At 65.1% G+C, this 26280-nt stretch carries 29 protein-coding genes; 20 read left to right on the top strand and 9 right to left on the bottom strand.

Features of this window, described 5'->3' with window-relative positions:
* Nucleotides 1–6 precede the first annotated feature (6 nt).
* The gene (locus ACP15I_RS08185) at nucleotides 7–339 is read right to left on the bottom strand and encodes an Hpt domain-containing protein (RefSeq protein ID WP_424974670.1); all 333 of its coding nucleotides are present in this window, start codon (nucleotides 337–339) and stop codon (nucleotides 7–9) included.
* Between the two features lie 157 nt (nucleotides 340–496).
* Between ACP15I_RS08185 and ACP15I_RS08180 the strand changes: the two genes are divergently transcribed.
* A complete protein-coding gene (locus tag ACP15I_RS08180) occupies nucleotides 497–1774 on the top strand; it encodes a PP2C family protein-serine/threonine phosphatase (RefSeq protein WP_424974669.1) in 1278 nt (425 codons plus the stop codon).
* A 12-nt stretch (nucleotides 1775–1786) separates the two neighbouring features.
* On the opposite strand, the gene ACP15I_RS08175 is transcribed toward ACP15I_RS08180, so the two are convergent.
* Nucleotides 1787–2239, bottom strand: a complete 453-nt coding sequence (locus ACP15I_RS08175; RefSeq protein ID WP_424974668.1) for an NUDIX hydrolase — start codon at nucleotides 2237–2239, stop codon at nucleotides 1787–1789.
* 109 nt (nucleotides 2240–2348) lie between these two features.
* Between ACP15I_RS08175 and ACP15I_RS08170 the strand changes: the two genes are divergently transcribed.
* The 8 genes from ACP15I_RS08170 to ACP15I_RS08135 all read left to right on the top strand — a co-directional run bounded on the left by ACP15I_RS08170 (nucleotide 2349) and on the right by ACP15I_RS08135 (nucleotide 11518).
* On the top strand, nucleotides 2349–3347 hold the full coding sequence (locus tag ACP15I_RS08170) for an Hsp33 family molecular chaperone HslO (protein ID WP_424974667.1): 999 nt from the start codon (nucleotides 2349–2351) through the stop codon (nucleotides 3345–3347).
* Complete coding sequence (locus ACP15I_RS08165) at nucleotides 3334–3933, top strand: CoA pyrophosphatase (protein WP_424966099.1); 600 nt, start codon at nucleotides 3334–3336, stop codon at nucleotides 3931–3933. Before ACP15I_RS08170 ends, ACP15I_RS08165 begins: the two co-directional genes overlap by 14 nt.
* On the top strand, nucleotides 3933–5078 hold the full coding sequence (locus ACP15I_RS08160; RefSeq protein ID WP_424975031.1) for a CCA tRNA nucleotidyltransferase: 1146 nt from the start codon (nucleotides 3933–3935) through the stop codon (nucleotides 5076–5078). The genes ACP15I_RS08165 and ACP15I_RS08160 overlap by 1 nt, the downstream gene beginning before the upstream one ends.
* 65 nt (nucleotides 5079–5143) lie before the next feature.
* A complete protein-coding gene (locus ACP15I_RS08155) occupies nucleotides 5144–6988 on the top strand; it encodes an ABC transporter ATP-binding protein (RefSeq protein WP_424974666.1) in 1845 nt (614 codons plus the stop codon).
* Entirely contained in the window at nucleotides 6985–8829 is a 1845-nt protein-coding gene (locus ACP15I_RS08150) for an ABC transporter ATP-binding protein (RefSeq protein WP_424974665.1), read from the top strand. The genes ACP15I_RS08155 and ACP15I_RS08150 overlap by 4 nt, the downstream gene beginning before the upstream one ends.
* A 40-nt stretch (nucleotides 8830–8869) precedes the next feature.
* Nucleotides 8870–10108 (top strand): class I SAM-dependent RNA methyltransferase, encoded by a 1239-nt coding sequence (locus ACP15I_RS08145; RefSeq protein ID WP_424974664.1) that lies wholly within the window; start codon nucleotides 8870–8872, stop codon nucleotides 10106–10108.
* A 12-nt stretch (nucleotides 10109–10120) separates the two neighbouring features.
* Nucleotides 10121–10942, top strand: a complete 822-nt coding sequence (locus ACP15I_RS08140; protein WP_424974663.1) for an ion transporter — start codon at nucleotides 10121–10123, stop codon at nucleotides 10940–10942.
* 75 nt (nucleotides 10943–11017) lie between these two features.
* Complete coding sequence (locus ACP15I_RS08135; RefSeq protein ID WP_424966093.1) at nucleotides 11018–11518, top strand: L,D-transpeptidase family protein; 501 nt, start codon at nucleotides 11018–11020, stop codon at nucleotides 11516–11518.
* 59 nt (nucleotides 11519–11577) lie between these two features.
* Here ACP15I_RS08135 and ACP15I_RS08130 read toward each other — a convergent pair whose 3' ends face one another.
* Nucleotides 11578–12114: a CAP domain-containing protein gene (locus ACP15I_RS08130; RefSeq protein WP_424966092.1), complete on the bottom strand. Its 537-nt coding sequence runs from the start codon at nucleotides 12112–12114 to the stop codon at nucleotides 11578–11580.
* Nucleotides 12115–12280: 166 nt separating this feature from the next.
* On the opposite strand from ACP15I_RS08130, the gene ACP15I_RS08125 reads away from it, so the two are divergent.
* Nucleotides 12281–12883, top strand: a complete 603-nt coding sequence (locus ACP15I_RS08125) for a L,D-transpeptidase (protein WP_424966091.1) — start codon at nucleotides 12281–12283, stop codon at nucleotides 12881–12883.
* 376 nt (nucleotides 12884–13259) lie between these two features.
* Nucleotides 13260–13436 carry a hypothetical protein gene (locus tag ACP15I_RS08120; protein ID WP_424966090.1) on the top strand — a complete coding sequence of 59 codons (177 nt, stop codon included), beginning with the start codon at nucleotides 13260–13262 and terminating at the stop codon, nucleotides 13434–13436.
* 78 nt (nucleotides 13437–13514) lie between these two features.
* Here the strand turns inward: ACP15I_RS08120 and hemH are convergent, their stop codons facing one another.
* Both hemH and ACP15I_RS08110 read right to left on the bottom strand, forming a co-directional pair.
* Nucleotides 13515–14570 carry a ferrochelatase gene (gene hemH / locus ACP15I_RS08115; RefSeq protein ID WP_424966089.1) on the bottom strand — a complete coding sequence of 352 codons (1056 nt, stop codon included), beginning with the start codon at nucleotides 14568–14570 and terminating at the stop codon, nucleotides 13515–13517.
* Between the two features lie 25 nt (nucleotides 14571–14595).
* A complete protein-coding gene (locus ACP15I_RS08110) occupies nucleotides 14596–15465 on the bottom strand; it encodes a methyltransferase domain-containing protein (RefSeq protein ID WP_424974662.1) in 870 nt (289 codons plus the stop codon).
* 30 nt (nucleotides 15466–15495) lie between these two features.
* On the opposite strand from ACP15I_RS08110, the gene ACP15I_RS08105 reads away from it, so the two are divergent.
* From ACP15I_RS08105 to bchO, 5 genes are read left to right on the top strand one after another with little or no spacing between them, the layout of a single operon-like run.
* Nucleotides 15496–16272, top strand: coding sequence for a double zinc ribbon domain-containing protein (locus ACP15I_RS08105; protein ID WP_424974661.1), 777 nt, complete (start codon nucleotides 15496–15498; stop codon nucleotides 16270–16272).
* A gap of 52 nt (nucleotides 16273–16324) precedes the next feature.
* Nucleotides 16325–17062: a spheroidene monooxygenase gene (gene crtA / locus ACP15I_RS08100; RefSeq protein ID WP_424974660.1), complete on the top strand. Its 738-nt coding sequence runs from the start codon at nucleotides 16325–16327 to the stop codon at nucleotides 17060–17062.
* Nucleotides 17059–18063 (top strand): magnesium chelatase ATPase subunit I, encoded by a 1005-nt coding sequence (gene bchI, locus ACP15I_RS08095; protein WP_424974659.1) that lies wholly within the window; start codon nucleotides 17059–17061, stop codon nucleotides 18061–18063. The genes crtA and bchI overlap by 4 nt, the downstream gene beginning before the upstream one ends.
* Nucleotides 18060–19784, top strand: a complete 1725-nt coding sequence (locus ACP15I_RS08090; RefSeq protein WP_424974658.1) for a magnesium chelatase subunit D — start codon at nucleotides 18060–18062, stop codon at nucleotides 19782–19784. Before bchI ends, ACP15I_RS08090 begins: the two co-directional genes overlap by 4 nt.
* A complete protein-coding gene (bchO, locus tag ACP15I_RS08085) occupies nucleotides 19781–20662 on the top strand; it encodes an alpha/beta fold hydrolase BchO (protein ID WP_424974657.1) in 882 nt (293 codons plus the stop codon). Before ACP15I_RS08090 ends, bchO begins: the two co-directional genes overlap by 4 nt.
* Nucleotides 20663–20665: 3 nt before the next feature.
* Here bchO and ACP15I_RS08080 read toward each other — a convergent pair whose 3' ends face one another.
* The 3 genes from ACP15I_RS08080 to grxC are packed head-to-tail and all read right to left on the bottom strand — an operon-like array spanning nucleotide 20666 to nucleotide 22193.
* A complete protein-coding gene (locus ACP15I_RS08080; RefSeq protein ID WP_424974656.1) occupies nucleotides 20666–21106 on the bottom strand; it encodes a MarR family winged helix-turn-helix transcriptional regulator in 441 nt (146 codons plus the stop codon).
* On the bottom strand, nucleotides 21103–21936 hold the full coding sequence (locus ACP15I_RS08075; RefSeq protein WP_424974655.1) for a carbon-nitrogen hydrolase family protein: 834 nt from the start codon (nucleotides 21934–21936) through the stop codon (nucleotides 21103–21105). Before ACP15I_RS08075 ends, ACP15I_RS08080 begins: the two co-directional genes overlap by 4 nt.
* Nucleotides 21936–22193: a glutaredoxin 3 gene (gene grxC / locus ACP15I_RS08070; RefSeq protein ID WP_424966079.1), complete on the bottom strand. Its 258-nt coding sequence runs from the start codon at nucleotides 22191–22193 to the stop codon at nucleotides 21936–21938. Before grxC ends, ACP15I_RS08075 begins: the two co-directional genes overlap by 1 nt.
* Nucleotides 22194–22306: 113 nt before the next feature.
* Here grxC and ACP15I_RS08065 point away from each other — a divergent pair, with 113 nt between their 5' ends.
* From ACP15I_RS08065 to ACP15I_RS08050, 4 genes are all read left to right on the top strand, one after another.
* Nucleotides 22307–23884, top strand: a complete 1578-nt coding sequence (locus ACP15I_RS08065) for a phytoene desaturase (RefSeq protein WP_424974654.1) — start codon at nucleotides 22307–22309, stop codon at nucleotides 23882–23884.
* Complete coding sequence (gene crtB / locus ACP15I_RS08060; RefSeq protein WP_424966077.1) at nucleotides 23881–24969, top strand: 15-cis-phytoene synthase; 1089 nt, start codon at nucleotides 23881–23883, stop codon at nucleotides 24967–24969. Before ACP15I_RS08065 ends, crtB begins: the two co-directional genes overlap by 4 nt.
* Before the next feature lie 6 nt (nucleotides 24970–24975).
* Complete coding sequence (gene tspO, locus ACP15I_RS08055; RefSeq protein ID WP_424966076.1) at nucleotides 24976–25464, top strand: tryptophan-rich sensory protein TspO; 489 nt, start codon at nucleotides 24976–24978, stop codon at nucleotides 25462–25464.
* Nucleotides 25465–25543: 79 nt separating this feature from the next.
* Nucleotides 25544–26053, top strand: coding sequence for a MarR family winged helix-turn-helix transcriptional regulator (locus ACP15I_RS08050; RefSeq protein WP_424966075.1), 510 nt, complete (start codon nucleotides 25544–25546; stop codon nucleotides 26051–26053).
* On the opposite strand, the gene ACP15I_RS08045 is transcribed toward ACP15I_RS08050, so the two are convergent.
* Nucleotides 25997–26182 carry a PLD nuclease N-terminal domain-containing protein gene (locus ACP15I_RS08045; protein WP_424966073.1) on the bottom strand — a complete coding sequence of 62 codons (186 nt, stop codon included), beginning with the start codon at nucleotides 26180–26182 and terminating at the stop codon, nucleotides 25997–25999. The two genes, ACP15I_RS08050 and ACP15I_RS08045, sit on opposite strands and share 57 nt — an antisense overlap.
* Between the last annotated feature and the right edge of the window lie 98 nt (nucleotides 26183–26280).

Raw genomic sequence — 26280 nt, 5'->3', positions numbered from 1 at the left:
GTCAGCCTAGGCGACCAGCTGCGTCTCAAGACCGTCCGAGAACACAGCCTTGGCGGTCTCGAAGGCGGCAACGATCTCGGGGATGTCCACGGAGGCGCCACTGCCCGCCGCAGCTGCGGCCTCCCCATCAGCGCAAAGCTTGCCAAGCGCGCGAAACCCGAGGTTCCAGGCACAGCCTTTGATAAGGTGCATCAAAGCTTCGAGATCCGCACCCTTGTCGGCGTTCGGAAGCTGGCCGATCGCGGCCTCAACCTCCTCCATAAACACCTCTACAATTTCGCCGAAATCGTCCGCGCCGATTTCGTCCTGCAGCTCCCTGACCCGGTTCCAATCAATCATGATTCACTCGCTTTTCCGCCCTCGCATTGGCCGGAACTCTAGGCCGGGCATGTTAACGAATCCTGAGTGGGCGAATGGATTTCCAAAGCATTTTAAACTTCATCCCCTGTTAAGTGGGGGGGGCTTAGGAACAAGTCAGCAACACGAGTAGTTTCGAATGATTCCTGAGCCAACAGACGACCTGCCCCCCCACGATACGACTGCCGGAGCGCTTCACGTGCTCGTGGTCGATGACAGTCGATTGCAGCGCCGCATTCTCTCCATGGCGTTGAAGAAAAAGGGCTATGTGGTCTTTGAGGCCGAGGATGGGAATCACGGGCTGGAGGTGTTTCAGGACAATCGCATCGATATCGTGATCAGCGACTGGATGATGCCGGGTCTCTCCGGCCCGGAGATGTGTCGCGCTTTGCGTGATCTGAACTGTGATCACTATGTCTACATCATTCTTTTGACCACAAAGACTGAAAAGAATGAGATCGCTGAGGGGTTTGATGCCGGCGCGGACGACTTCCTGTCCAAGCCTGTGCACACGGTCGAACTTATGGCGAGAATCACCGCGGGCGAGCGTGTCATGCGCATGGAGCGGGAGCTGACCAACAAGAATGCGCTGATTTCCGAGACGCTGGCGGAACTGAAGACGCTTTATCAGGCCGTGGACAACGATCTGATCGAGGCCAAGAAGCTTCAGCAATCGTTGGTGCGGGACAAGATCGGGACGTTCCGCGATGCGGAGATTGCGCTGATGTTGCAATCAAGCGGGCATGTGGGCGGCGATTTGGTTGGTTTCTTCCGAATCAACTCGTCGGAGATCGGTCTCTATTCGCTCGATGTGTCCGGCCATGGGGTGAGCTCTGCATTGATGACGGCCCGTCTTGCGGGTGTGCTGTCCGGCTCGGTTCCAGGAAAGAACATCGCGATTGAGGCGGATCCTGAGGGGAACCCGGTTGGGCGGGATCCGGGTGCGGTCGCGGCGGATTTGAACACGCTGCTCCTCGAGGAAATGGATACCGAGCACTACTTCACCATCATCCTCGCCATCCTGAACAGTGAAACCGGGCATATCCGTCTCGTGCAGGCAGGCCATCCCCATGCCCAGCTTCTGCGCAGCGGCGGCAGCCCGGAGCTTATGGGCGATGGCGGATTGCCAATCGGGCTGCTCGACGGGGCCGAGTATACGAGCTTCGAGACCACATTGAACGCGGGCGATCGCATTCTGATGGTCTCGGATGGTTTCACGGAATGCACAGATCCCGATGGCAACATGCTGGATGATGCCGGGCTGTCAAAATGGGTCGCGAAGCATCGTGACCTCGATGGCCCGACACTGATGGAGGTGCTGCCGCGGGAACTGGACAGCTTCGCTCAGGGCGCGGATTTCGGCGACGATATTTCGGGCCTCGTGCTCGATTTTGGCCGTGTACCACAAGACGCGTAAGAAACGCTGGTCTCAGACCAAGCCCTGACTGCGACCCCATTGCGAAACAAACGCACGGTCCCCGGCATTGGCGAGCTCCACGGTCGCCTCGCTCGGGCTTATCCAGAGCGGTAAGTGATCCTCTTCGACCGGGGGGCCCATGCACAAGGTCGGCCTTCCGAGATAGATATGACAGAGTTTCTCGGCCCAGATCCCGTATTCCGGCATGAAGGTGAACCGACGAAAAACCCCCAGCTTTCGCAAAACGCAGATATGCCAGCCAGTCTCTTCGAGCACCTCACGGTGCAGGGCTGGCAACGGGGCTTCGCCGGGGTCGATCCCGCCCCCCGGCAGCTGGATCTCGGTCTGGGCCCCAAACTGAACGGTTGTGAGGATCTGTGACCCCCGCTGCAGGATCGCATAGGCACCCGGGCGCCTTTGATAGGCTTGCCCTGCCCGAACTGCTTCGCCATACCGTCTGATCATACCCGTCCAACGCCTCCCGCGTTGCCTTTGCGCGCCCTTGGATGCATCGCGGACGGCTTCTATATAGCTTCGGTATGCCAGCAACGCGCCCCTCTAGGAAGGCCCCTCCATGACACTCGCGTCCAAACTTGCCTGGGACGATACCGTCCTGCCGTTTCAACTCGACCGGTCCGATATCCGGGGGCGGGTGGCCCGGCTCGATGGTGTGCTCGATGGTGTCCTGGCGCAGCATGACTATCCCCCCATGATCGAGGCGCTGGTCGCGGAGGCCGCCGTTCTCACCGCGCTGATTGGCCAATCCATCAAGCTGCAGTGGAAACTATCGCTCCAGATCCGCGGCGATGGCCCCGCCCGCCTGATCGCGACGGATTTCTACGCGCCGGAGGAAGCGGGCGCGCCGGCCCAGATTCGCGCCTATGCCAGCTATGATGCCGAGCGGCTCGCGGCAGAGACCGACCCCTTCAAGGCGATCGGCCGGGGTTATTTCGCGATCCTGATCGATCAGGGCAAGGGGATGGAGCCCTATCAGGGCATCACGCCGATCGCCGGGGACAGCCTTTCGGCCTGCGCCGAGACCTATTTCGCTCAGTCCGAGCAATTGCCCACCCGGTTCGAGATCAGCTTCGGACGCAGCACCGAACCTGGTCAGGCGGAACACTGGCGCGCCGGTGGCGTGATGCTCCAGCATATGCCCAAGGCGTCGCCCTTTGCCGCGGGTGATGCGACCGGAGAGGCGGGGTTGCTCAAACCCGATGATATCCTGGCCGGTGACGAGGGTGAGAACTGGACCCGCGCGAATGTCCTGCTCGATACGGTCGAGGCTCTGGAACTGATCGGCCCTTCTGTGGCGCCATCGGACCTGCTGGTGCGGCTGTTTCACGAGGAAGACCCGCGGGTCTATGACGCCCTTCCGGTGAAGTTCGGGTGCACCTGTTCGCCGGACCGCGTACGCCAGAGCCTGTCGATCTACTCGGCCAAGGACATCGCGTATATGACCACCGAGGAGGGCATCGTCACCGCCGATTGCCAGTTCTGCGGCGCGCATTACGAATTCAAGCCCGAAACCCTCGGGTTCGAGGCGGTGGAGGGTCCGGATGCCGCTGGATGATGTCGCCAGTCGCGTCGCGCTGGCGTTGCAGGCGGCGCGCGGAGGCTCCTCGGATTTCGACCTGAACCCGGAATTTGCGCCGCCGCCGACCCGAAAATTGCGGCCAGCGGCGGTGCTCGTCCCTCTGATCCAGGGGCCCGGCGGGGTCGAGTTGATCCTGACCAAGCGCTCTTCGCGGCTCAAGCATCACCCGGGTCAGATCGCCTTTCCGGGGGGCAAGGTCGATGAGGGCGATGCCTCCGCGGCGGATGCGGCTTTGCGCGAAGCCTGGGAGGAAATCGGCCTGCCCGCCGATGCGGTGAAACTTGTGGGCGAGCTGCCGGCCCATGAGACGGTGACCGGCTACCGGATGCAGCCCTTCGTGGGCATTGTCACAAACCCGTTCGAGATCGTGCCGGAACTTGGCGAGGTTGCCGAGGTGTTCCGCGTCCCCTACGGCCATGTCACGGATCCGGCCCGGTTTTCCGTGCAGGACCGGATCTGGCAGGGGAAATCCCGTCGTTTTTACACGGTCCCCTACGGGCCCTATTACATCTGGGGGGCGACCGCGCGGATCCTGCGAGGCTTCGCCGACGCACTGCAGTGATCCTGCCGCCTGGACCCTGGGCGGACCCCGCCCCGCAGCGGGTTCTGCACCTGTTGACCGAGGCCGGGCATCAAGCGCTCTATGTTGGCGGGACGGTCCGGAACGCTCTGATCGGGGCACCTGTGACCGATCTCGACATGGCCACCAGCGCTTTGCCTGACACGGTGCACACCCTGGCCGAGGGGGCAGGGTTCAAGGTCATTCCCACCGGGCTGTCCCACGGCACCGTCACCGTGATCGCCGATGGTCACCCCATTGAGATCACGACCTTTCGCCGGGATGTCGCCACCGATGGCCGCCACGCTGACGTCGCGTTTTCGGAGGATGTTGCCGAGGATGCCAGCCGCCGGGATTTCACCATGAACGCGCTCTATGCCACTGCGGGCGGAGAGGTTGTCGACCCTTTGGGCGGTGCGCCGGACCTCGCGGCGCGGCGGGTGCGGTTCATTGGTGCGCCCGAGGATCGCATTCGTGAGGATTACCTGCGCATCCTGCGCTTTTTCCGGTTCACGGCCTGGTATGGCGCGCCCGAAGAGGGGCTGGATGCCGAAGGGCTCGCGGCTTGTGCTGCGCTCGCCGGAGGGTTGCGCACGCTCTCGGCCGAGCGGGTTACGGCGGAACTTCTGAAACTGCTGGCGGCGCAAGATCCGGCCCCGGCGGTCGCGGCGATGGCGCAATCTGGGGTCCTCTCCCGTACGCTGCCCGGCGCGAGTGCCGAGGCGCTGGCGCCCCTCATCCATTTGGAAGGCCAGCTTGATCTGTCCCCCGAGCCGCTGCGCCGGTTGGCTGGCCTGGGTGGCTCGACCGACGCGCTGCGCCTCTCCAAAGCGCAGGCCCGCAGACTGGCAGAGCTGCGTCACCATCTGGGGGCCCTGACCGGCCCGGCGGAGCTGGGCTATCGTCTTGGCGCGCTTGTCGCGCGGGATGTCCTGACCCTGAGGGCCGCGCTATTCTCGACGCCGTTGGACCCCGCGCAGATCCCTGAGGTCGAGCGGGGGGCGCAGATGGTCTTCCCCCTCCGGGCCAAGGACTTGCCGGACGCTTTGCAAGGACCCGAGATCGGGGCCGCGCTGCGCAGGTTGGAAACCGCCTGGATCGCCTCGGGCATGCGTCTGTCCAAGGCGGAGTTGCTGGCCCGCCTCTGAGCCTATGGCCGTGGCATTTCGCGTGTCCGAGGCTATATAGCTAGGACAGCCCAAGGACCGTTCCCATGTTCCGCTATTTCGAGCGTCTCATAGACCCGTATGTGGCCTATTCCGAGACGGATCGCCCCCCCACGCGCCTCTGGCCGTTCATCAAATCCTGGTCGCAGCCGTTCCGCGCCGTCTTTGCGGTTGCCGGGGTGATGTCCGTGCTGGTGGCGGCTGTGGAGATCGGGCTGATTTTCTACATGGGGCGGGTCGTGGACCTGTTATCCTCGAACACGCCCGCCACGATCTGGGAGAGCCACGGGCTTGAACTGGTGCTGGTGGCCGTGTTCATCCTGCTGCTGCGCCCGGTGTTGCAGGCCTTTGATGTGCTGCTTTTGAACAATGCGATTCTGCCGAATTACAGCACGCTCTTTCGTTGGCGCGCCCATCGGCAGGTGTTGCGGCAATCCGTGGGCTGGTTCGAGAACGACTTTGCCGGGCGGATCGCAAATCGGGTGATGCAGACGCCGCCGGCCGCGGGCGAGGCGGTGTTTCAGGTCTTTGACGCGCTGAGCTTCTCGCTCGCGTATCTGATCGGGGCGGCGATCCTGCTGATGGGGGCGGATCCGCGCCTCGCGCTGCCGCTCATCCTGTGGTTCGGGTTCTATCTCGCGCTGGTGCGCTGGACGATCGTGAATATCGGCCCCGCGTCCAAGGCAAGCTCCGAGGCGCGGTCCGAGGTGACGGGCCGGGTGGTGGACAGCTACACCAACATTCACGCGGTGAAACTCTTTGCCCATCATGACCGGGAGCTCGACTACGCCAAGGAGGCGATCGAGACCACCCGGACGACCTTTGCCCGCGAGATGCGGATTTTCACCACCATGGATATCGTGCTGGTGATCCTGAACGGGTTGCTGATCGTCGGGGTGGTCGGCTGGGCAGTGGTCCTCTGGATGCAGGACGCGGCTTCGGTGGGTGTGGTCGCGGCGGCGACGGCACTGACCTTGCGGCTCAATGCCATGACCGGCTGGATCATGTGGGCGGTGTCGAATTTCTTTCAGAATCTCGGCGTGATCGCCGAAGGCCTGCAGACCATTGCGCAGCCGATCACCCTTGTGGACGCGCCGGATGCCAAACCGCTGGAGCTGCGCGAGGGCGAGATCAGACTGGAGACCCTGAGCCACCATTACGGGCAGGAGACCGGCGGCCTCGACAAGATCGACCTGACCCTCGCGCCGGGCACGCGGGTCGGGCTGATCGGGCGCTCGGGGGCGGGGAAATCGACCCTCGTGAAGCTTCTGTTGCGGTTCTATGACGCCGATGCCGGTCGGGTGCTGATCGATGGTCAGGACATCGCGAAGGTGACCCAGGATAGCCTGCGCGCCGAGATCGGGATGGTGCAGCAGGACAGTGCGCTGCTCCACCGCTCAGTCCGCGACAACATCCTCTATGGCAAGCCCCACGCGACCGAGGCCGAGGTGATTGCCGCCGCCGAACGCGCCGAGGCCCATGATTTCATCCTTGGGCTGACGGACCCACAGGGCCGCACGGGCTATGACGCCCATGTGGGCGAGCGCGGCGTGAAACTCAGCGGCGGGCAACGCCAGAGGATCGCCCTCGCGCGTGTCATCCTCAAGAACGCGCCCATCCTCGTGCTCGACGAGGCGACTTCGGCCCTCGACAGCGAGGTTGAGGCGGCCATTCAGGATACGCTCTATGGCGTGATGGAGGGTAAGACGGTGATCGCCATCGCGCACCGGTTGTCGACCATCGCCCATATGGACCGGATCCTCGTTCTGGATGACGGCCGGGTGATCGAGGACGGCACCCATGCGGATCTGCTGGCCAAGGGCGGGCTCTATGCCCGGTTCTGGTCGCGGCAATCGGGTGGGTTCATTGATACGACGGAGGCTGCGGAATGAGTGTTTTGCGCCGGATCGAGGATCTGATTGACGGGTTCCAGCCCGCCGACGGGCCGCCACCGCAACAGCTGGGCGCGTTCCTGCGCTGGTGCTTGCGGGGCTCGATGCCCGTGCTCTGGGCGGCGGCGGCCCTCTCGGCGCTCGCGGGCACGCTCGAAGTGATCTCGGCCATGCTGCTAGGCTATGTGATCGACACGGCGCTGGGCGCCGGGCCCGAGGGCTTCTTTGCCAGCCAATGGCCCACGGTTCTGCTCTTTGCCGGGTTCTTCATCCTGATCCGGCCGGTGATCTTTGGCCTGTCTTCGGCGGCCAATGCCATCGTGGTGCAGCCCAACCTGAACCCGCTGGTCCTGTCGCGGCTGCACCGCTGGACCATGGGCCAGTCGGTGAGCTTCTTTGACAATGATTTCGCCGGGCGCATCGCCCAGAAGCAGATGCAGACCGCGCGCGCGGTGACGGATGTCACCTCCGAGGTGATCAATGTGGTCGCCTTCGCGCTCGCCTCCATCCTGGGTTCGGCGATCCTGCTTCTGACCATCGACCCTTGGGTTGCCTTGGCGCTGAGCGTCTGGCTCGTGGCCTATCTCGGCCTGATCCGGGCGTTTCTGCCCAAGGTGCGCAAACGCTCTGCCGCGCGGGCCGGGGCGCGGGCGAATGTCACCGGGCAGGTCGTGGATACGGTGACCAACATCAAGACGGTCAAGCTGTTCGGGCATTCCGAGCATGAGGACCGCGCGGCCCTGAACGCCATGGGCAGCTACCGCCGCAAGGCGCTGGATTTCGGGTACATCTCGTCGAGCTTCCGGTTCTGGCTCATGGCGATTGCGGGGGTGCTGCCGGTGTTGCTGATCGGCGGGACGCTGGTCCTGTGGACCAACGGGGCCGCCACCCCGGGGGACATCGCCGCCGCGGGGGCCATCGCGATCCGGATCGCGCAGATGACCGGCTGGGTCAGCTTCACACTGATGGCGATTTACGCGAATGTCGGCGAGGTCGAGGATGGGATGCGCACGCTGACCGTGCCCCATGAGCTGACCGATGCAGCGCAGGCCGAGGCCATGAAAACCACACAGGGTCGGATCGCCTTCGAGGATGTGACCTTCATGTATGGCCGCGATGTGGGCGGGATTGACGGGATCTCGCTGACGGTGGAGCCGGGGCAGAAACTGGGTCTTGTGGGGGCCTCGGGGGCGGGCAAATCAACCCTGACCGGGCTGCTTCTGCGGCTCTATGATACGGAATCCGGGCGGGTGACCATCGATGGCACCGACCTGCGCGCGGTTACCCAGGACAGCCTGCGCCAGCAGATCGCCATGGTCACGCAGGAGACGGCCATGTTCAACCGCTCGGCGCGCGAGAACATCCTCTATGGGCGTCCCGACGCGACAGAGGCCGAGATGATCGCCGCCGCCGAGCGGGCCGAGGCGCACGCGTTCATTCTGGATCTGGAGGATCACGCCGGGCGCAAGGGCTATGACGCTCATCTGGGCGAGCGCGGCGTCAAGCTCAGCGGGGGGCAGCGGCAGCGGATCGCCCTGGCGCGGGCGTTCCTGAAGGATGCGCCGATCCTCGTTCTGGACGAGGCGACCTCAGCGCTGGACAGCGAGGTCGAAGCCTCGATCCAGGATGCGCTCGACCGGGTGATGGAAGGCAAGACGGTGATTGCTATCGCGCACCGGCTCTCGACCATTGCCCAGATGGACCGGATCGTGGTGCTGGATCAGGGGCGGATCGTCGAGGATGGCACCCATACGGAGCTTCTGGCCAAGGGCGGTCTCTATGCGCGGTACTGGAATCGCCAGTCCGGAGGCTTCATCGGGTTGGTGGATGCGGCGGAATAACCAAGTTGCCGGAGCCGCGCGCGCCCGCTAAAGCCCGGCCATGACCGAGACAGTGACCATCACCCGACTGGGCCTTCATGGCGACGGCATCGCGCCGGGGCCGATCTATGCGGCGCGTACCCTGCCCGGAGAAGAGATCCGCGGCGAGATCGACGGCGACCGGATCTCTGCACCCAAGATCGCGACGCCCTCGGCGGATCGGGTGAAAGCCCCATGCGCCCATTACGCGCGCTGCGGCGGTTGCGCGGTGCAGCACGCCTCGGACCCGTTCGTCGCCAGTTGGAAGACGCAGATCGTGGTCGAGGCGCTCGCCGCCCATGGCCTGAGCGCCCCGATGCGGTCAATCCAGACATCGCCACCCCGCTCCCGGCGTCGCGCGACCCTGTCCGGACGGCGGCTGAAGAAGGGCACGTTGCTGGGGTTTCACACCCGCGGCAGCGATACGATTGTCGATATCCCGGCCTGCGAAGTGTTGGACCCTGCGATCACAGCGGCCCTGCCGGGTCTCGCGGCCTTTCTGCCCGAGCTCGGCTCCCGCAAGGGGGAGCTGGCGCTGGCGGTGACGGTCTCCGAGGCGGGGCTGGACGTGGATGTTCGGGGCGGCAAGGCGCTGGACGAGGCGCTGCGCCTACGGTTGACGGCGCTGGCCCAGCGATTGGATCTGGCCCGGCTCAGCCTGGAGGGCGATGTGCTGGTGACGCTCCGCCCCCCGGTGCAGCGCTTTGGCCCGTCGGTGGTCACGCCGCCGCCCGGCGCTTTCCTGCAGGCCACCCGCGAGGGGGAGGCCGCGCTCCTGGCGGCCGTGACCGAGGCGGTCGGCCCGGCCAAACAGGTCATCGACCTTTTTGCCGGATGCGGGACATTTGCCCTGCCTTTGGCCCAACGCGCCGAAGTGCTGGCCGTGGAAGGCGATGACGAGATGCTCGCAACGCTCGACGCCGCCTGGCGCAAGACGCCCGGCCTGTCGCGGGTGCAGGTCGCGACGCGGGATCTCTTCCGCCGACCGCTACTGCCCGATGAGCTGGCCAAAACCGATGCGGTGGTGATCGACCCGCCCCGCGCCGGGGCCGAAGCCCAGACCCGCTGTCTCGCCGAGGCGCGCGTGCCCCGGATCGCGGCGGTGTCCTGCAACCCGGTGACCTTTGCCCGCGATGCCAAGATGCTCTGCGATGCGGGATATCGCCTTGCTTGGGTGCAGGTGGTGGATCAGTTCCGCTGGTCCCCGCATGTGGAGCTTGCTGCCGCCTTCACCGCACCCCATATCGAGCCCGAAAGCTGAGGAATTCTGCCGATGACAGCCTTGCGCGCCCGCCTAGCCGACTGGATCGAGAGCCCCCAGATCCGCTCATTCATCATCGGGGTGATCGTGCTGAACGCGGTGCTTCTGGGGATGGAAACCTCCGAAAGCCTGATGGCGGCGACAGGCGGGCTGATCACGACCCTCGACAAGATCTGCCTTGGGATCTTCATCGTTGAACTGGCGATCAAGCTCGTTGCCCTTGGGCCGCGCTTTTTTCGTTCGGGTTGGAACATCTTTGACTTCCTGATCGTCGGTGTGGCGATCGTCCCGGGGGCGCAGGGCTTCTCGGTCCTGCGGGCGCTCCGCATCCTCCGGGTGCTGCGCGTGATCTCTGTCGCGCCGAGCTTGCGCCGGGTGGTCGAGGGCTTTGTGACCGCGCTGCCGGGCATGGGGTCGGTGTTTTTGCTGATGGCGATCATCTTTTATATCGGGGCGGTCATGGCGACGAAGCTCTTTGGCACTGGCTGTCCGACCTGCACGCCCGAGCAAGCGGCCCAGTTCGACACTTGGTTCGGAGATCTGGGCCGCTCGGCTTATTCCCTGTTCCAGATCATGACCCTCGAGTCGTGGTCCATGGGGATCGTACGCCCGGTGATGGAGGTCTACCCCTATGCGTGGATGTTCTTTCTGCCTTTCATCATGGTCACGACCTTCGCGGTAGTGAACCTGCTGGTGGGTCTGATCGTAAACTCGATGCAGGATGCCCACTCCGCCGAAGAGGTCGCCGCCACCGACGCGTATCGGGATGAGGTGATGAACCGGCTCAAGGCGATCGAAGAGGCGCTGGAAAAGCGGTCTCCCCCCAATTCGTGATTGGTCCGGGGCGGCGAAATCTGGCACTCTGTGGCCAATAACAAAAACGTCACCTCTTTCGAGCAGGCTTCACATATGACCCTTTCCCGCCGCCTCTTGCTGCTGGGTATCGCTGTCGGGCTATCCGGCTGCGGAGCTTCGCGATTCCGCAGCTATGACGGACCCGAAGTGACCCGGATCGTCGTGTTCAAGGACGAGCTGCGTATGTACCTGATGCATCACGACACAGTGCTGCGGGGGTTCGACATCGATCTCGGTTTTGCGCCCGTGGGCCCCAAGGAGGTCGAGGGCGATGGCAAGACCCCCGAGGGGCGCTACCGCATCGACCGACGCAACCCCAATAGCAGCTTTCACCTGTCGCTCGGGATCTCCTATCCGAACACGGCGGATGTCGCCCGCGCCCGCGCGATGGGCCAAAGCCCGGGGGGCGATATCTTCATCCATGGTCAGCCGAACCTGACCGGGCCGCGCACCGGCGAGAACTGGACTGCCGGTTGCATCGCCGTGACCAATCGCGAGATGGAAGACATCTATGCCATGGTCAAGAACGACACGCCGATCGACATCTATCCCTGATCCCTGATCCCTGATCCCTGATCCCTGATCCCTGATCCCGTGCCGGATCGGGGCGTGGCTCAGACGTCCGGGACCACTTGCGGGCCGCTGCCGCCGAGCACCATCGTCCACCACAGCTTGCCATTGGGTTCCTGATACCAGGAGAAGCCCAGATCCCGCGCCTCCGGATCGAGGATCATCTCCCGCGTGGCGGGGTCCTCCATCCAAGCGGCGAGGGTTTCCAGCTCGGTCTCGTAGGTCTCGGAGATCAGCTCGGCCCGGAACTGCCCCGGATAGCCCGAGCGGGCGGTCCGTTCCGGCGGCGAGGAGCCGTCGGAGCCGAAATGCCAGGGCCGGTTCTGCACGGCCATGTCCCGCGCATGGGTGGCGGCCGCGGCGTTCAGTTGCGGGTTGAGCGCGAGCGGGCTGCGCCCTCCGGCCTGCCGCAGGACATTGACCGAATCAAGGATCGCGAACTGGATCCGCCCGGTATCGGACGCGTTGATATCATAGACCCGGGGCAGGGGTTGCCCATCCGGGCCCAGGGTGGGCGGCGGCGGCGTGCAGGCGGCCAGGATGATCGGAAGGATCAGCCACAAAGCTAGAATTCGGCGCATGTAACCCCCTCGCATAGCGTGCCTTCTCTCTTCCCTAGCGATTATTCGACGGAACGTCCAACCGCTTGCCTGCGCACAATGTGATGACATGCGTGTGAATTGTACGTTAAGACCGACTCGCTTAGATTGAGCCGAAAACTTCTGAGATCATTGGAGCAGTCCGACCATGTCCAGACGAAATACCCCTGATGTTTCACGCCGTCGCTTCCTTGCGACCACGGGCGCGGCCTCTACCCTGCTGGCGAGCCCGGCTCTGGCGCAGATGGCCGGAACGACCGAGATCGAGCAGGAGCCGACCCAATCCGTGCGCCGTAATATCTCGGGCTTTCGTGCGCTCGACTGGCGGCCATACTTCTCGGATACCAAGAACGGTGCGATCCTCGTGGATATCTCGTCCCGGGCCTTGCATTACTGGTCCGAGGACCAGACCGAGTACCGGCTGTACCCGACCTCCGTGCCGCTGTCCGAGGACCTGACGCGCAAGGGTCGTACCCGCGTGACACAGAAGGTCGAAGGCCCGAGCTGGCGTCCGACGCCCTCGATGAAAAAGCGCAACCCGGAATGGCCGGACTTTGTGGGTCCGGGCCCGGACAACCCGCTTGGGACCCACGCGCTCTATCTCAGCTGGACCTATTACCGAATCCACGGCACCCATGACACGCGCAAGATCGGGCGCCGCTCGTCGAATGGCTGCATTGGCCTGTTCAACGAAGACATCGCGGAATTGTTCGAAAAAGCCCGCAGCGGAACACAGGTTCTTTTGATCTGACTTTGCCCGCGCGGGAATATGATCGAAATCAAGCGGCGCCCCGGCGCCGTTTTTTCTTGGCTACTTCAGATCCGCGCAAAGCACCGCCTTGACGTAAGGTTTTGTGAAGGTCGCCTCATAAAATCCTGAATTCCCGACACTCCTTCATGGGGACGCAGGGGGGTAAAGCCATGGACCGGGGTGCCCTGACCTCACTTGAATGGGGAGTGTTGCAGTTTTGACGACATTTGGGCGTCCGCGCGGGCGAAGCTCCGGCGTTGATTGCATTCGGAACTTTCTCCTGCTTAAAAAATACCACGAGGTACAGTCTAGAACGCTCACCAGCGTCTCTTGGCGTGTCCAAGTCGTAAATGTGAGCATCTCTTTGGAGGGAACCATGAAAAAACTCGTTCTCGCAGCCGTCCTGTCTGCAGCAGCTTCCACCGCCTTCGCTGGCTCCATGGAAGAGCCGATGATGGAAATGCCGGTCATCGTTGAAGAAACCAACTCGTCCGCAGGTGGCATCGTTCTGCCGCTGCTGCTGATCGCAGTTCTGGCCGCAGTCGCGTCCTAATCGCGTCACGCGATCGAGAAATTAGAAAAGGCGGCCTCCCGGGGTCGCCTTTTTTCGTGTCCGCAGGTTAGATCGGGCTCAGCCGCGCGGGGCGATCCAACCTGCGAGGTTGTCCTCGACAACCTGGGCGAGCGCCGCGATATGGGCGTCGTCATCGTTCAGGCAGGGGATATAGGTGAACTCTTCGCCGCCTGCTTCTTCGAAGCTTTCCTTGATCTCTTCGTTGATCTCTTCGAGCGTTTCGATGCAGTCGGCCGAGAAGGCCGGTGCAATCACGGCAATCTTCTTTTTGCCGCCTTCGGCCAGGCGCGCGACCTCTTCGACGGTGTAGGGCTGTAGCCACTCCTCGGGGCCGAACCGGCTCTGGAAGGTGGTGACGATCTCGCCATCTGGCCAGCCGAGACGTTCCTTCAAAAGGCGCGAGGTCTTCTGACACTGGCAGTGATAGGGATCACCCTCCATCAGGTAGCGCTTGGGCACCCCGTGATAGGAGGCGACCAGCACATCCGGCCGGTCCTTGATATCCGCATAGGCGCGCTCCACCGATTGGGCCAGCGCCTCGATATACATCGGATGCTCGAAATACGGCTCTACAGTGCGCACGATCGGCTGCCACTTGATATGTTCCAGCGAGCGGAAGAACTCGTCGCAGGCCGTAGCCGAGGTCGCGCCCGCGTATTGCGGATAGAGCGGGAAGAACAGGATCTTCTGACAGCCCTGGGCCTGCAGCTCCTCGACCTTGGACTTGGTGGAGGGATTGCCATAGCGCATGCAGAAATCGACCACGACATCATCGCCGAACTTCGCCTGCATCGCGGCTTTCATCTTGGCGGTCTGGTCCTTGGTGATCGTCATCAGCGGGCTCTCCCCCGCCTCTTCGTTCCAGATCGACTTATAGGCCGCGCCCGAGCTGAAGGGGCGCTTCGTCAGGATCACCAGCTGCAACAGGGGCTGCCAGATCCACGGGCTGTAATCGATCACGCGCCGATCCGAGAGGAACTCGTTCAGATAGCGCCGCATGGACCAGTAGTCGTAATTGTCCGGCGTTCCGAGATTGGCCAGCAGGATGCCGATCTTGCCGAAATTGACGGGCGGGTGGTCACTCGGCAGGTGAGAGGACGTGGTCTTGGACATCATATTCATCGGTATCGTGCCTTTGTCAGTCGTCGCCTTTGTCGGCGGCAGCCGAGTCGGTCATTGGGTTCATATCCCGGTCAAATTCCACCGTTCCCAGCGCGTCGGCCAGGCGGTGAGACGCCGATCCAGGGCGCATCGGTTGCGGCTGGCTTTCGGAAGGCGCCCAGCCGGTCAGGAACGCAAACTGGAACGTAGCGCGCACACGGCCGTTGTCGCCCGGAAATTCCGTCGCATAGAGATCGAGCGTCGCCGCCAGCACATCGCGGCGCAGGGGGCGGCGGTCGCGCTGGTCGAGCGCATTGGTTTCGCCCATGGCGCGCAGCTCCCGCATCAGATGCAGGGGCGTGGCATAATCCACCTGCCGGGGGGAGAGATCCGCAACCGGCAGGGCAAAGCCCGCCCGCTGCAGAAGCCCGCCCAGATCCCGTAGGTCGCCCATCGGGGCCACCCGGGGGCTGAGCCCGCCCCGCAGGCGGCTCTCGGCCTCGGCAAAGGCGATGCGCAGCTCGCGCAGGGTGTCACCGGCAAAGCTCACCGCCAGAAGCAGGCCATCCTCGGCCAGCGCGCGGCGCGCCTGCACCAGTTGCCCCACCGGGTCATCGGCCCAATGCAGCGCCATGGCATGGATCACCAGATCATGGGCGCCGGGCTCGAGATCGAGCAGGTCGGTATCCGCCACCACCGTGGCCTTCGGAAAGGCCTCGGCCCAGAACGCGGGAAAACCGGTGACAATCGCGGGCTTGGTAAAGCTCCTGTTAACCTCACTCAGTCTTTCCTGAAGCTCAGAGAGGGCTTCGCGATGGAGAAACAGCTCAGGACCGCCGCCGCGGCAGGCGCGGGCACGGTGCGCCGCAAGTGCGGTGCGATCGGTCAGGCGGGGTGGGCGATCCATCAAGTGTCCTCAGTTGAGAGGGCTATTTAAGTGTTTCAGGGACAATTGCAAACCGCGCTGCAGACGCTTTATCCGCCGAGTTGCGTTGGCTGTCGCGCGCCGGTGGCCAGCGATTTTGGCCTGTGTGGGGAGTGTCTGCGCGAGACGCCCTTCATCGCGGGCGGGATTTGCGGGACCTGCGGGGTGCCGGTTTCGGGTCTGGCCGAGGATGAAACCGATATCTGCGAGGAATGCATGACCACGCAGCGCCCGTGGAATCGCGGGCGTGCCGCCATGACCTACGAGGATCTGGGCCGGACACTGGTGCTTCAGCTCAAGCATAGCGACCGCACGGATCTGGCGCGTCCGGCGGGAGCGTGGCTCGCACGGGCGGCCCGGCCGCTGGTGCAGGGCGATACGCTGATCCTGCCAGTGCCGATGCATCGCACGCGCCTGTTGAAGCGGACCTATAATCAGGCCGTGTTGCTGGCGCGGGTCGCCGCCCGGCATCTGGAACGGCAGATGGTGCCCGATCTTCTGGTGCGGACGCGACGCACGCCGATGCAGGACCACCGCAGTCACACCGAACGCTTTGCCAATCTCGACGGCGCCATCAACGTGAACCCGGCCCGCGCGCGCAGCGCGGGGCTTGAGGGGCGCCATGTCCTTCTGATGGATGATGTGCTGACCAGCGGTGCAACACTTGCGGCTTGCGCAATCGCCTGTTTCGATGCGGGCGCGGCCGAGGTTGATGTGGCCGTTCTGGCCCGGGTGCGCCGTGAGGAGTTCGCGGCCTCCGCCCCGAGGGGGTCTGACGAGCTGATGTAAATAAGTCTTTCGGATTTACAGGCAATGTGTCAAACTTAGTTTACACATTGGAGTGAGTCCGATTCAGACCGTCAGTCTCAGCCTCTTTCGCTTCGACAGCGTGATAGACCGCCTTTGGGCGCTGACCCAGATGGGTGCGGCCCGGTTTGCGCTGCCGCAGACCCCCGGTATCGGGTTCTGGAAACTCTGCGGCTCGGGCTCTGGCGAGGGGTTCACCCCGGTTCCCAACACCGCTGTATATGCAATTCTTGCCACTTGGCCGGATCGCGAGACCGCCGAGGCGCAGACCCGCGAAGGCGCGGTCTGGTCGCGCTACCGCGCCAAGGCATGTGAGGATTGGACCGTCCTGCTGGCCACCACATCGGCGCGGGGGAAATGGTCCGGGCAGGCACCGTTCGAAGTGGACACGCCCAGCGCCCCGGGCCCGCTCGCCGCGCTGACCCGGGCCACGGTGCGCCCCTCGCGTGCCCTGCAATTCTGGAAACATGAACCGGCCATCAGCGACATGATTGGCCGCGATCCGAATGTCCTGTTCAAGATCGGGATCGGCGAGGTCCCCCTGATGCAGCAGGTCACCTTCTCCATCTGGCCCGACACGCAGAGCATGGCCGCCTTCGCCCGGCGCGGAGGCCCCCATGCCGAGGCGATCCGGGCCGTCCGCGAGGGCGGGCTCTTTGCCGAAGAGCTCTACGCCCGGTTTTCCGTTCTCGGCGATCACGGCACGTGGGAGGGGCGGCGACCGCTCTCGACGGCCACTGAGACCCGATCCGACATGAAAGAGACCGCATGACCCACCCGTTTCCCTTCTCCGCCATCGTTGGCCAGTCTGAAATGAAGCAGGCCATGATCCTCACGGCCATCGACCCGAGCATTGGCGGCGTGCTGGTGTTCGGCGACCGTGGGACGGGGAAGTCGACCTCGGTGCGGGCGCTCGCCGCGCTCTTGCCCGAGATCGAGGTGGTCGAGCGCTGCCCCTGCAATTCCGCCACCCGCGATGCGGTGCCCGAATGGGCCGAAGGCGTGGGCGAGGCGATGGTGTCCAAACCGACGCCGGTCATCGACCTGCCCCTGGGTGCGACCGAGGACCGGGTTGTGGGCGCGCTCGATATCGAGCGCGCGCTGACCCGCGGGGAGAAAGCGTTTGAGCCCGGATTGCTGGCGCGCGCCAACAGGGGCTATCTCTATATCGACGAGGTCAACCTGCTGGAGGACCACATTGTGGACCTCCTTCTGGATGTGGCGGTCTCGGGTGAGAACGTGATCGAGCGCGAAGGCCTCTCGATCCGCCACCCGGCGCGGTTTGTTCTGGTGGGCTCGGGCAACCCCGAAGAGGGCGAGCTGCGTCCGCAGCTTCTGGACCGGTTCGGGCTGAGCGTCGAGGTGAGCTCCCCGACCGAGATCGACGACCGGATCGAGGTGATCCGCCGTCGCGACGCCTATGAGATGGATTATGACGCGTTCATGGATCACTGGCAGGGCGAGGACGCCAATCTGCGCGCCCGGATCCTGGCGGCGCGCGCGGGGCTCCGTGCGGTGGCGACGCCCGAGGCAACCCTGCGGGACTGCGCCGAGCTTTGCGTGGCGTTGGGCGCGGACGGGCTGCGGGGCGAGCTGACTCTGCTCAAGGCCGCACGGGCCGTGGCAGCCTATGCGGGTGCCACCGAAGTGACACGCGACCACCTGCGCACCATCGCGGCCTCGGCCCTGCGCCACCGTCTGCGGCGTGACCCGCTGGACGAGGCAGGCTCGACCACCCGAGTGAGCCGCGTGGTCGACAGCGTTCTCGCGTGATCCAGACCCCCCATACGGACCCGGTGGAGCGCTGGGCCCAGGCGGCCACGGCGGTCGCCTTGCTTGCCATTGACCCCGAAGGTCTCGGTGGGCTGTGGATGCGCGCGCGTTCGGGTCCCGTGCGGGACCGGTTGCTCGCCCCCCTGCGCGATCTGCTTGCGGCTCCGCGCCGCCTGCCGCCGGGGATCGGCGACGCGCAGCTGTTCGGTGGCGTGGATCTGGCGGCGACGCTCTCGGCCGGGCGGCTTGTGCGGGCGCCGGGCCTGCTCGGGGCTGGTCCTGTTGCGCTGATCGCGCCCATGGCCGAGCGGATGACACCCGGGCTCGCCGCGCGTCTGGCGCAGATGCTGGATACGGATCAGGGCCATGCCCTGATCGCCATGGATGAGGGTGCGGAGGAGGACGAGCGCCTCGCGCAGTGCCTCGCGGACCGGCTGGCGCTGCATCTCGATCTGGAGGGGTTGGCCCAGGGTGACTGTCCCGAGCCCGCCTATAACCGCGATGAAATCGCCGCTGCCCGCGCCCGGCTCACCCAGGTGCGCTTGCCCGATACCGCCATCACGGCGATGACCGTGGCTGCCATGCGGCTTGGCATCGACAGCCTGCGCGCGCCCCTTTTGGCATTGCGCGTGGCGCGTGCCGCCGCGGCTTTGGACGGCCGGGCAGAGGCGTCCGAGGACGACCTGATCACGGCCACCGAGCTTGTGCTCGCCCCGCGCGCCACACGGTTTCCGCAAGAAGAGATAGAGGACGCGGACCCGCCAGAAACACCGCCGGACAGCCCGCCGCCGGAAAGCGATGCCGCGCCGGATGAGGAGCAGGACAGCGACGACACGCCCCAGCGCTTGCCGGAAGAGATCCTTCTGGAAGCCGCCAAAGCGATCCTTCCGCCCGACCTGTTGGCACGGATCGCGGCGGCCAAGGCGCCGCGCACGGCCAAATCCGGGGGCGGCGCAGGTGCGGCCAAGAAGGGCAATCGACGTGGACGGCCCCTGCCATCGCGCCCTGGGCGGCTCGACGGTCAGGCGCGGATCGATCTGGTCGCGACCCTGCGCGCGGCAGCGCCGTGGCAGACAATCCGCCGGAAACTGACCCCGGATGCGCCGCAGAAAGTGCTGGTGCGGGCCGAGGATGTCCGCCTGCGCCGCTTCGAAGAGAAGTCCGATCGCCTGCTGATCTTCGCCGTGGATGCCTCGGGTTCCGCCGCGCTGGCGCGATTGGCCGAAGCCAAGGGCGCGGTGGAGTTGATGCTGGCCGAGGCCTATGCCCGCCGGGATCACGTGGCGCTGATCGCGTTTCGCGGCACGGGGGCCGAGCTGCTGCTGCCGCCGACCCGGTCGCTTGTTCAGACCAAGCGTCGTCTGGCCGCTCTGCCGGGCGGGGGCGGCACGCCTTTGGCGGCGGGGCTTCGGGCTTCGCTGGACCTCGCGGAGCTGAGCAAGGGGCGCGGGCTGAGCCCGACTGTGGCGCTTTTGACGGATGGGCGGGCGAATATCGCACTGGATGGCTCGCCGGATCGCCCAAGTGCCGCCGAGGACGCGCGCGCCATGGCGCGGGCCCTGCGCGGGCAAGAGACGCCCTCGGTCGTGATCGACATGGGCAAGCGCCCGCAGCCGCAGTTACGCGAGCTGGCCGGGGAACTCGCCGCGCCGTATATCCCCATGCCCCGCGCGGACAGCCAGCGCCTGTCCAGCGCTGTGACCGCCGCGCTGGAGACATGAACTGGGATCTCGAAAAGCGCCACTGGCCCCATGCGGAGGCCAGTCGGTTTCTGCGGGTGACGCCGCATCAATGGCATGTGCAGGTCATGGGGCAGGGGCCGACGCTGCTCTTGCTGCATGGGGCGGGGGCGTCGCTGCATAGTTTCGCCGATCTGATGACCGCGCTCGCACCGCGGTACCGGGTGGTCGCGGTGGATCTGCCCGGGCATGGTTTCACCACCAAGGGCGGCAGCCAGCGTGCCGGTCTGGCGGCGGTCTCCACCGATCTGGCGGCTCTCTTGCGGCGGGAGGACCTGCTTCCGCAGGGGATCATCGGGCATTCCGCCGGGGCGGCGGTCGGGCTCGATCTGATCGACAAGCTGCCCGAGCCGCCGCGTGGTTTCATCGCGCTGAACGGGGCCTTTGCCGAGTTTGACGGTGTGGCGGGCTGGCTCTTTCCCATGCTGGCCAAGCTGCTGGCGCTCAACCCGTTCACTTCGCTGGTTTTTGCCAACACCACAACGCCGCGCAGTGTCGCCCAGCTGATCACCGCCACGGGATCCGAGCTCAGCGAGCGGCAGCTGATGCTTTATTACCGGCTGGTGCGGGACCGGGCCCATGTCTCGGGTGCCCTGGCGATGATGTCCCAATGGGATCTGCGCCCGCTGGGCAAGAAGATGCCGGGGATCGACACGCCAGCCCTTCTGCTGACTGGTGCGCGGGACAAGGCGGTGGCGCCGGCGGTTTCGGGGGATGCGGCGCGCAAACTGCCCCGAGCCGAGACGCGATGCCTGCCCCATCTGGGACACCTGATGCATGAGGAACGCCCCGACCTGATTGCCGCCGAGATCACCGGGTTTCTCGACGCGGTTTCCGCGCCGCAGGCGCAGCGGGCCTGAGCGCTAGTCCTGCTCCAGCCGGATCCGCAGTTCGCGCAAGATCGGCAGCACGGCGCGGACCTTTTCCGATCCCAGCGTCGAGGTCATCTCCGAGATGATCGGCGTGATCGCCTGCAGCGCCTGATCCCGGGCCGCACGTCCCGCGGGGCTGACGGCAACGAGCTTGCGGCGCGCATCATCCCAATCGGGCCGGATATGCACATGGCCTGCGGCTTCGAGCTTGCCCAGCGTGTTCGTCATCGCGCCCTTGGTGACGTGAAAACTGCGCGCAAGCTGCGCGGGCGTCTTCTCGGCGGCGGTATTGGCGAGATGGTTCAGCACGGAAAAATGGCTCAGTTCCATGCCCTTGGGCAGGGCCTTGCCCAGACGGGCGCGGGCGAGCTGATCCGTGGTGAAGAGCTCGGACAAAAGAGAGATCGCAAGGGCGTCGTCAACTGTATTCATCGCGGCGCAGCATAAGCTGCATCTGCGGTGAGGGAAGGGATTTTTCGCCGCGCTGCGGCAACTTCCCCGAGATCGAGGTCAATACAGGTCACACCGGGGGCGGTTCCGGCATCGGCCAGCACCCGCCCCCAGGGGTCGATGGCCAGACTGTGCCCAAAAGTGCGGCGCGGCCCGTTCGGTGCCGTCGGATGCGCGCCGGTCTGCGCCGGGGCGAGCACGAAGGCCCCGCATTCGATAGCGCGAGCCCGCAGCAGCGGGTGCCAATGGGCTTCGCCGGTGACCTGGGTGAAGGCAGCCGGAAGCGTCAGGATCTCGGCCCCGGCCCGGGCCAGATCCCGAAAAAGATGCGGAAACCGCAGGTCATAGCAGACGGCCATCCCGACCCGGCCAAAGGGCGTGTCCGCCACGACTGCCTGACCGCCGGGGCGGTAGCTGTCACTCTCGCGATAGGTTTCGCTCTCCGAGACCGTCACATCGAACATGTGGATCTTGTCATAGCGCGCGGCGATCTCGCCCTGCGCGTTGATCAAAAAGGACCGGTTGGCAAAGCGCCCATCCGCGTCCTCGGTCAAAAGGCCTAGCGATCCAAGCAGCAGCCACACCCCCTCGGCGGCGGCAAACTCCCGCATCTCGGCCAGCATCGGGTCCGTCGCCTCGGGGCGCAGCACCGCGCGCTGGTGGCTGTGGCTGTTCGAGATGCAATTGCTCACCTCGGGCGAGAGCAGGAATTCCGCCCCCTCTGCCACGGCCTGCCGCGCCAATGCCTTGATCTGCACGATATTGGTGGCCGGATCGTCGACCGAGGTCATCTGCAGCAGGCCCGCGCGCATCAGCCGGCCAACAGGGTGTCGAGCTTGCCCGCGCGCTCGAGCGCATAGAGGTCATCGCAGCCGCCCACATGGGTCTCGCCGATGAAAATCTGCGGTACGCTGGTGCGGCCACCGGCGCGCTGGATCATCTCGGGCTTGCGGGCGGGGGCGGCGAGCACGTCCACCTCTGCGAAGCTGACGCCCTTCTGTGACAGCAAGCGCTTGGCGGCATGGCAGAAGCCGCACAGGGGGGAAGTATAGATTTCAACGGGTTGCATGGAGATCTCCGGGAGTTGTTCCTCTTCATATAAGCCGCGGGCCCGGCACAGAAAAGATCCCGGAGGTTGACGCGGATGTTGTCAATTAAACTAGACAGCGGTATCGTCAGATCATGATGACACGAGTCGATCCAATCACCGCCGCCGAAGCCATCTCGGGCCCCCGCAAACGCGCCATCGTCATTGGCGCAGGACTGGGCGGGCTCGCCGCCGCCATGCGACTTGGGGCCAAGGGCTATGCCGTGACCGTGTTCGACCGGCTGGACATGCCGGGCGGGCGCGGCTCCTCGATCAGTCAGGACGGACACCGGTTCGATCTTGGCCCGACGATCATCACCGTGCCGCAGGTCTATGAGGACCTCTGGGCTGCCTGCGGGCGGAACTTCCACGATGATGTCACGCTCAAACCCATGGATCCGTTCTACGAGATCCGCTGGCCCGACGGGTCCAGCCTCAAGGCGCGGCAATCCACCGAGGCGATGGAGGCCGAGATCCAGCGGCTCGCGCCCGGGGATCTCAAGGGCTATCGCAAGTTCCTCAAGGACGCCCATCGCCGCTATGTGGTCGGGTTCGAGGGCATGGTGGCCAAGCCCATGCACAAGGCCTGGGAGACGATCAAGGTCCTGCCCACCTTTGCCATGCTGCGCGCCGATCAGTCGATCCTCGGCCTCGCCAAGCGCCGGGTGAAGGACAAGCGGCTGCAGATGGCGCTGTCATTCCATCCGCTCTTCATCGGCGGGGATCCGATGAACGTCACCTCGATGTATGCGCTCGTCAGCCATCTCGAGAAGGAATACGGCGTCCATTACGCCATGGGCGGTGTGCAGGCGATTGCGCAGGCCATGGCGAATGTGGTGGCCGAGCAAGGCGGTTGGCTGCGCCTTGGTGAGACGGTGGATGAGATCCTCGTCACCGATGGCAAGGTGCGCGGCATCCGCCTCGACAGTGGCGAGGTGGCCCATGCGGATATCGTGGTGTCGAACGCGGATGCGGGCCACACCTATGACCACCTGATGCGCAACGCCTCGAAGAAACGCTGGACCCCGGCCAAGCTGAAGTCGCGGCGTTGGTCCATGGGGCTGTTCGTCTGGTATTTCGGGACCAAGGGGACGGCGGGCGAGTGGCCCGATGTGGGGCACCACACCATCCTGAGCGGGCCGCGGTATGAGGGTCTCTTGCGGGATATCTTCATCAATGGACGGCTCGCCGATGACATGAGCCTCTATCTCCACCGGCCTTCACTCACCGATCCGAGCGTGGCGCCCAAGGGGGATGACACCTTCTACGTGCTCTCGCCTGTCCCCCATCTCGGCCATGACAACCCCGTCGACTGGGAGGCCGAGGCCCCCCGCTACAAGGCGAAGGTTCTGGCCGAGCTCGAGAAAACCATGCCGGGCATCTCGCGCCGCATCACGACCGAGGTCGTCTTCACGCCCGAAACCTTCCGTGACCGATACCTGTCACCGAATGGCTCAGGCTTTTCGATCGAACCGCGGATCCTGCAATCGGCGTGGTTCCGGCCCCATAACGTTTCGGAAGAGGCGGAGGGGCTGTTTCTCGCCGGGGCGGGTACCCATCCCGGTGCCGGCGTGCCCGGAGTGATCAGCTCGGCCGAGGTGTTGGCCAAGATGGTGCCCATGGCGCCGCCCATGCCGGTGGATGCCGTGCCGCTCAAGCAGGCCGCGGAATGAGCCTCGACGCGACGCCCGCCGATCTGGAACTGCCGCTGCGGTACAGCCCCGCGGATCTGGAGCATTGCAAGGAGGCGATCCGCCATGGCTCGCTCTCTTTCCATGCGGCCTCGCGGCTCTTGCCGACCAAGGTGCGGGACCCGGCGCTGGCGCTCTACGCCTTCTGCCGTCTGGCCGATGATGCGGTGGACGACCACCAGGAAAAACCCGCCGCGGTGCTGGACCTGAAGGATCGACTGGATCTCGCCTATCGCGGGACGCCCCGGAATGCCTGCGCGGACCGGGCCTTTGCCGCGATGATCGAGGCCCATGACATGCCCCGCGCCCTGCCCGAGGCCCTGATCGAGGGCTTTGCCTGGGACGCGATGGAACGGCAGTATGACACCCTGTCCGATGTGCGCGCCTATTCCGCCCGGGTTGCGGCGGCGGTGGGTGCGATGATGACCGTCCTGATGGGGGTGCGCGACGCCGATGCGCTGGCGCGGGCCTGCGATTTGGGCGTGGCGATGCAGCTGACGAATATCTGCCGCGATGTGGGCGAGGACGCCGCCGAGGGGCGTCTGTATCTGCCGCGCGCGATGATGGCCGAGGAGGGGCTCGACCCCGACTCGTTTCTCGCCAACCCGACCACTTCCGAGGCGCTGACCACGGTCACGCGCCGCCTGCTGGCCGAGGCACGACGGCTCTATGACCGGTCCGAGGCCGGGGTTGCGGCCCTGCCGCTGGGCGCGCGTCCGGGGATCTTCGCTGCGCGTCACATCTATGCCGGGATCGGGGCCGAGGTTGCGCGGGCAGGCTATGACAATATCAACCTGCGGGCGCATACCTCCAAGCTGCAGAAACTCGGCTGGCTGTCGCTCTCTGTGCTGCGCAGCGGGGTGACAACGGTCATGCCGCGTTCGGCCGTGTTGCACGCCACCCCCCTGCCGGAGACTGCGTTTCTCGTCGAGGCCGGGGCGCGCAGTGCGGACCGCTCGGCCTGGGGCGAGGGGCGTTCGGGCAGCCTTCTGGGACTGTTTGCCCAGCTTGAGGCCCGCGACCGCGCCACCCGCGGCATGGAACCACTCGGCGGCCGGCCTAGTTAACCTGATATGGAATTTGACTGGCTCCTCTTCACCGTCTTTCTCGGCGCCTGCGCGGCTGCGGCAACGACTGGCTCCATGTTTCCGCCCGGAAAGTGGTATGACGCGCTGCGCAAACCCGCGTGGAACCCGCCGAACTGGGTGTTTCCCGTGGTCTGGTCGCTGCTCTATCTGGTGATCGCGGGCTCCGCCGCGCGCGTCGCCCCGATGGAGGGCAGCGAGATGGCCATGGCCTTCTGGGCGTTTCAGATCGCGCTCAACACGCTCTGGACGCCGATCTTTTTCGGCTTGCAGCGGATCAAGGCGGGGATGGTGGTCATCCTGTTCCTATGGCTCGCGGTGTTTGGCGCCATGGTCACGGCCTGGCAACTCGACACGATCGCGGGGCTGATGCTTGCGCCCTACCTGCTCTGGGTGACGATTGCTGCCTCGCTGAACGGGGCTGTCTGGCGGCTCAACCCCGAGGCCGCCGCCGCCGCGCGTCCCGCCGCCACCTGATCGCGGCACGACCGGTTTTCTCGCGCACCGCCTCCGTATAGGCTTGGCTTACAGGTCAATAATTTACATAAAAACCGATATGAGCGATCCCAAGCGCTACCACGCCCCGAAATCCCTTGGCCGGGCGCTGAATTTCGCCGCCGGGGCGGGCAATACCGTCTGCACGCACTTGCTGGCGCCCCACGGTTTGAGCCTTGCGCAATGGGCGGTGCTGAACTGTCTGTGGCTGAACGGCCCGCTGGGGGTCAAGGCGCTGGCCGAGCTCACCGGGAACGCGCCGCCCGCCACCTCGCGCCTCGTGGATCGGATGATCACCGGCGGGCTCCTGACCCGCCGCCAGAGCACCGAGGATCGCCGCGCCGTCACGGTGGATGTCACCGAGCGGGGCGAGGCCCTGCGCCCGACCCATGAGATCTATAATTCCGTGAATACGGTCCTGCTCGACGGGTTCACCGAAGCCGAGGCCGAGGCCCTGTTCGACCAGCTCGCCCGGATCGAGGCGAATGCCGCCGCCTGGCTGGACAAGCCGTCGTCAGCGCTTGGCGCGGGGGCCGAAGAACAGCCAGATGATGAAACCCAGAAGCGGTAGGATCACCACGAAGAGGCACCAGATCACCTTGGAACCCGTGCTCGAATTGGACCCGACGATCGATACGATGGCCCAGATCGACAGAACCAGCATGATGAACCCGCCAAGGCCCGCTATCTCTATGCCCATCGCTTCGTCTCCTTCGCGTTTCGGTTGCGGCTGACACGGGTGTAACGGATCGGGCGCAGGGGGCCAACGGGTCGGCTTGCCTCCGCGGCCTTTCTCCG

Origin of the sequence: Dinoroseobacter sp. S124A (assembly GCF_049801015.1) — a bacterium.
Taxonomy (GTDB): domain Bacteria; phylum Pseudomonadota; class Alphaproteobacteria; order Rhodobacterales; family Rhodobacteraceae; genus Dinoroseobacter.
The sequence above is the reverse complement of the archived record's forward strand: the minus strand, read 5'-3'. Positions and strand labels throughout refer to the sequence as shown.

What these genes read in the sequence shown, in the direction of transcription:
- ACP15I_RS08080 (WP_424974656.1), bottom strand. Translation starts at nt 21,106, where the DNA reads ATGAATACAGTTGACGACGCCCTTGCGATCTCTCTTTTGTCCGAGCTC.
- ACP15I_RS08170 (WP_424974667.1), top strand. Translation starts at nt 2,349, where the DNA reads ATGACACTCGCGTCCAAACTTGCCTGGGACGATACCGTCCTGCCGTTT.
- ACP15I_RS08130 (WP_424966092.1), bottom strand. Translation starts at nt 12,114, where the DNA reads ATGCGCCGAATTCTAGCTTTGTGGCTGATCCTTCCGATCATCCTGGCC.
- ACP15I_RS08135 (WP_424966093.1), top strand. Translation starts at nt 11,018, where the DNA reads ATGACCCTTTCCCGCCGCCTCTTGCTGCTGGGTATCGCTGTCGGGCTA.
- ACP15I_RS08125 (WP_424966091.1), top strand. Translation starts at nt 12,281, where the DNA reads ATGTCCAGACGAAATACCCCTGATGTTTCACGCCGTCGCTTCCTTGCG.
- ACP15I_RS08120 (WP_424966090.1), top strand. Translation starts at nt 13,260, where the DNA reads ATGAAAAAACTCGTTCTCGCAGCCGTCCTGTCTGCAGCAGCTTCCACC.
- grxC (WP_424966079.1), bottom strand. Translation starts at nt 22,193, where the DNA reads ATGCAACCCGTTGAAATCTATACTTCCCCCCTGTGCGGCTTCTGCCAT.
- bchI (WP_424974659.1), top strand. Translation starts at nt 17,059, where the DNA reads ATGACCCACCCGTTTCCCTTCTCCGCCATCGTTGGCCAGTCTGAAATG.
- ACP15I_RS08075 (WP_424974655.1), bottom strand. Translation starts at nt 21,936, where the DNA reads ATGCGCGCGGGCCTGCTGCAGATGACCTCGGTCGACGATCCGGCCACC.
- ACP15I_RS08065 (WP_424974654.1), top strand. Translation starts at nt 22,307, where the DNA reads ATGATGACACGAGTCGATCCAATCACCGCCGCCGAAGCCATCTCGGGC.
- ACP15I_RS08155 (WP_424974666.1), top strand. Translation starts at nt 5,144, where the DNA reads ATGTTCCGCTATTTCGAGCGTCTCATAGACCCGTATGTGGCCTATTCC.
- ACP15I_RS08180 (WP_424974669.1), top strand. Translation starts at nt 497, where the DNA reads ATGATTCCTGAGCCAACAGACGACCTGCCCCCCCACGATACGACTGCC.
- hemH (WP_424966089.1), bottom strand. Translation starts at nt 14,570, where the DNA reads ATGTCCAAGACCACGTCCTCTCACCTGCCGAGTGACCACCCGCCCGTC.
- crtB (WP_424966077.1), top strand. Translation starts at nt 23,881, where the DNA reads ATGAGCCTCGACGCGACGCCCGCCGATCTGGAACTGCCGCTGCGGTAC.
- ACP15I_RS08045 (WP_424966073.1), bottom strand. Translation starts at nt 26,182, where the DNA reads ATGGGCATAGAGATAGCGGGCCTTGGCGGGTTCATCATGCTGGTTCTG.
- ACP15I_RS08165 (WP_424966099.1), top strand. Translation starts at nt 3,334, where the DNA reads ATGCCGCTGGATGATGTCGCCAGTCGCGTCGCGCTGGCGTTGCAGGCG.
- tspO (WP_424966076.1), top strand. Translation starts at nt 24,976, where the DNA reads ATGGAATTTGACTGGCTCCTCTTCACCGTCTTTCTCGGCGCCTGCGCG.
- ACP15I_RS08185 (WP_424974670.1), bottom strand. Translation starts at nt 339, where the DNA reads ATGATTGATTGGAACCGGGTCAGGGAGCTGCAGGACGAAATCGGCGCG.
- ACP15I_RS08140 (WP_424974663.1), top strand. Translation starts at nt 10,121, where the DNA reads ATGACAGCCTTGCGCGCCCGCCTAGCCGACTGGATCGAGAGCCCCCAG.
- ACP15I_RS08050 (WP_424966075.1), top strand. Translation starts at nt 25,544, where the DNA reads ATGAGCGATCCCAAGCGCTACCACGCCCCGAAATCCCTTGGCCGGGCG.
- ACP15I_RS08110 (WP_424974662.1), bottom strand. Translation starts at nt 15,465, where the DNA reads ATGGATCGCCCACCCCGCCTGACCGATCGCACCGCACTTGCGGCGCAC.
- ACP15I_RS08175 (WP_424974668.1), bottom strand. Translation starts at nt 2,239, where the DNA reads ATGATCAGACGGTATGGCGAAGCAGTTCGGGCAGGGCAAGCCTATCAA.
- ACP15I_RS08145 (WP_424974664.1), top strand. Translation starts at nt 8,870, where the DNA reads ATGACCGAGACAGTGACCATCACCCGACTGGGCCTTCATGGCGACGGC.
- bchO (WP_424974657.1), top strand. Translation starts at nt 19,781, where the DNA reads ATGAACTGGGATCTCGAAAAGCGCCACTGGCCCCATGCGGAGGCCAGT.
- ACP15I_RS08150 (WP_424974665.1), top strand. Translation starts at nt 6,985, where the DNA reads ATGAGTGTTTTGCGCCGGATCGAGGATCTGATTGACGGGTTCCAGCCC.